Annotated in this window: 3 protein-coding genes; 2 read left to right on the top strand and 1 reads right to left on the bottom strand. The window is 62.9% G+C overall.

Features of this window, described 5'->3' with window-relative positions; genetic code table 11:
- Both AC1D15_RS25145 and AC1D15_RS25140 read left to right on the top strand, forming a co-directional pair.
- Positions 1–348: RNA polymerase sigma factor (locus tag AC1D15_RS25145; protein ID WP_477828125.1), on the top strand; the 348-nt coding region annotated here is incomplete at its 5' end.
- Positions 345–1355, top strand: coding sequence for a FecR family protein (locus tag AC1D15_RS25140; RefSeq protein WP_477828124.1), 1011 nt, complete (start codon positions 345–347; stop codon positions 1353–1355). The genes AC1D15_RS25145 and AC1D15_RS25140, both read left to right, overlap by 4 nt.
- 65 nt (positions 1356–1420) lie before the next feature.
- Here the strand turns inward: AC1D15_RS25140 and AC1D15_RS25135 are convergent, their stop codons facing one another.
- Positions 1421–2512, bottom strand: a complete 1092-nt coding sequence (locus AC1D15_RS25135; protein WP_477828123.1) for a hypothetical protein — start codon at positions 2510–2512, stop codon at positions 1421–1423.
- Positions 2513–2892 lie beyond the last annotated feature (380 nt).

Genomic DNA, 2892 nt, shown 5'->3' with positions numbered 1-2892 from the left:
GTGCAGAGCTGGGCGGCGCAGCAATCCGAAGTCAGCCGGCAGGCGGCAGCACCGTCGTGCGAGTACGTGACGGCACAGCGGCAGGTGCTGCGGCGCGTGATCGGCGTGCTCGAATCGCTGCCGCCGCTGCGGCGCGAGGTGTTCCTGCTGTTCCGGGCCTATGGGTTCACGCGCACCGAGATCTCGCAGCGGCTCACGCTCAGCGAGGCGGCGGTGGCCAAGCACCTGGTGCGGGCGGCGCTGGATTGCTCGCGGGTGTTCGCCGAGATGCAGGCCGAGCTGATCGAGACGCCGGCGGTGTCACCGCGCAGCAGCTTCCGTGCGACGCTGGCCGAGGAGTGGGCATGAGCCCGATGGCTCCCGCCGAGAAACTGATCGAGCACGCGCTCGACCTGGTCGTGAAGAGCGAGGTCGAGCCGGAGCCGGCGGCCGGCCGGGCGCTCGCGCGGCTGCGGCAGTGGATCGCATCGTCGCCCGAGCATGCGGCGGCAGCCGACGAGGCGCGCCGGCGCTGGCAGATGCTGGGCGGGATGTCGGAGGGGCTGAGGGAGCATTTCGATGAACCGGTCGCCGCCCCACACGCCGCGGGGCGCCGAAACCTGCTGCTGACCGCGGCCGCGTTGCTCGGCGGCGCGTTGCTCGCCGGCCGGCTGGGCTGGCAGTACTGGCAGGCGCCGGTGTTCAGCGCGGCGTACCRCACGCAGCCGCTGCAGCTGCTCAACGTCAGCTTGCCCGATGCCCAGCCCGGCACGCAGCTGGCGCTCGGCGCCGACAGCGCGATCGATGTGCGGCTGCACCGGCAGCGCCGCATCGTGCGGCTCGACGGCGGCGAACTGCGCTGCGACGTGGCGCACGACGCCGCGCGGCCGTTCGAGGTGCTGACGCGCCAGGCGCGCATCGAGGTGCTGGGCACGGTGTTCAGCCTGCGCGAGCGCGGCGGCGCGCTGACGGTGGGCGTCGAACGCGGGCGGGTGCAGGTGGCGCTGCGCGAAGCCGTCGAGGCCGGCAGCCCGGACCGCTTCGGCTCGCCGATCGTGCTGGCCGCCGGCGAGCTGCTCGACATCCGCAACGGCATCGCACAGCCACCGCACCTGGGCGACGCGGCGGCCCTCGCCGGCTGGCGTGACGGCTGGCTCAGCTTCCAGGACACCCCGCTGCGCGAGGCGCTGGCCAGCGTCAACGCCTACCGCACGGCACCGATCGTCAGCACCGACCCGCGGGTCGACGCGATGCGGCTGACCGGCCGCTTCCCGGTGCGGGATGCGGCCGGGTTGCTGGCGGCGCTGCCGCAGGTGTTGCCGGTGGTGGTGCGGATGAGGGCGGATGGGGGCGCCGAACTCACGGTTCGGCAATGAAGGCACTGTCCAAACCACGCCGCACCGGCTGACTCATTCGGATTGAATCAACCTGTCGTGCACCATCACTGGTTCGAAGCATCATTGAGAATTCGGTCGTACAGATATAAATCCGTATTCGGTGCATTGTCACTGCCGCCGAACTGCGGGTACTGCATGCCCTGCTGATATTGCTGGTACTGGTGTGGCTGAAGCGGTTGCGAAATCGGATTTAGACCAATTGCCTGCGGATATGGATAGGGATTCAGACCGGGGCTCGACAGCGGCGAGATCGACACCTGTGGATGCTGGCCCCTAGGAGACAAGTTCAAGTCAAAGTTTTCGCTAACCTTATTCAAATTCAGCGGCCCAATATTTATAATATTTTTCGAATTCCACTCCCCCTTCTGGCTTACATTGGGTTCCCCTGATACGGCGAACTTCTTGGGTGCGCCCTGTGTTTCAGGGGAGTAATTCTTGGCCTTCTTCTTTTCATATTTCCCTGGCTCAGTGGGCGATTCAGGTACCTGTAAAGCATTTTTCTTCACAGCTGCCAAGGCATATTTTTTCGGCACATTCTCGCCATTCGATTTGTTGTGATCATCGATCCCCCTGGATATGTAACAACTCAAAACATCATCGGGAAAGCCGCGATGACTCGCCTTGAATTCACTTGCAAACAAGGTTATCAGCTGATCAAAAGGCAAGTCGTTTCTTACCTCCTCCAGACGACTAAAAACCTCGGACAACTCCCTCTCTTGCGCCGGCGTGGGGGAATTCGTCGCGATCTCAGGCTTGGAAGTCTTGGTTTTTGAAATTGATTTCCTCGGGGAACCCATCGGATTACCAGAAGGCCGGGGTGATTTTTCGCCACTCTCTGTGCGTTTGTTTCCTGGAGATTGACCGTTTTTAGGAATCGGCTTCTTGGCATCGGAACTCGAAGAGCTATCCAATGATATATCTTCCATATGCTTCTTGGCCTTGCCTTTTTCAGCCTTTATATCATCCTTATCTTTGCCTTTTTCACCTTTGACACTTTTGGCGAGAATTTTAGGAAAATTCTTCTTTGCACTCTTATATAACTTGTTCATAACAACTCCAAATTCATCGGATTGATGGAAAGCACGGCACAGCACGGCCCGGATTGATTCGTCAACCCCAGAAGGCGGCCAGCCCACTGAGTGCCACTTCCAGCACGCGCGTTCCCCGTGAGGTACACCCGTGTCGCTCCCCTCCACACAGCGTGCGTCCCCTGTCCCACTTCCCCCCGCTCATCCGTCTAAGTAGTCGGAGAGCTCGCAAGCCAGCACCCAGGCCCCTCAGTGGCCCTCACGCCAGCGGCTCGTCGTTCATCACGCAACACAACCTCTGGAGTACCCCCATGCGTTCCCTCCCCCGCCAACGCCTGCTGGTCGTCGCGTTGGCCGCCGCCTTCAGCGGCCCCTTCGCCGTGCCGCATGCGCTTGCCCAGGCCCCCGCCCAGGCCGAGGCCGAATTCGCGGTCCAGGTGCCCGCCCAGCCGCTGGATGCCGCGCTGAACGAGCTGTCGCGCCAGACC

The organism is Rhizobacter sp. P2_H2, from assembly GCF_056403375.1.
This window is presented reverse-complemented; position numbering and strand designations above follow the sequence as displayed.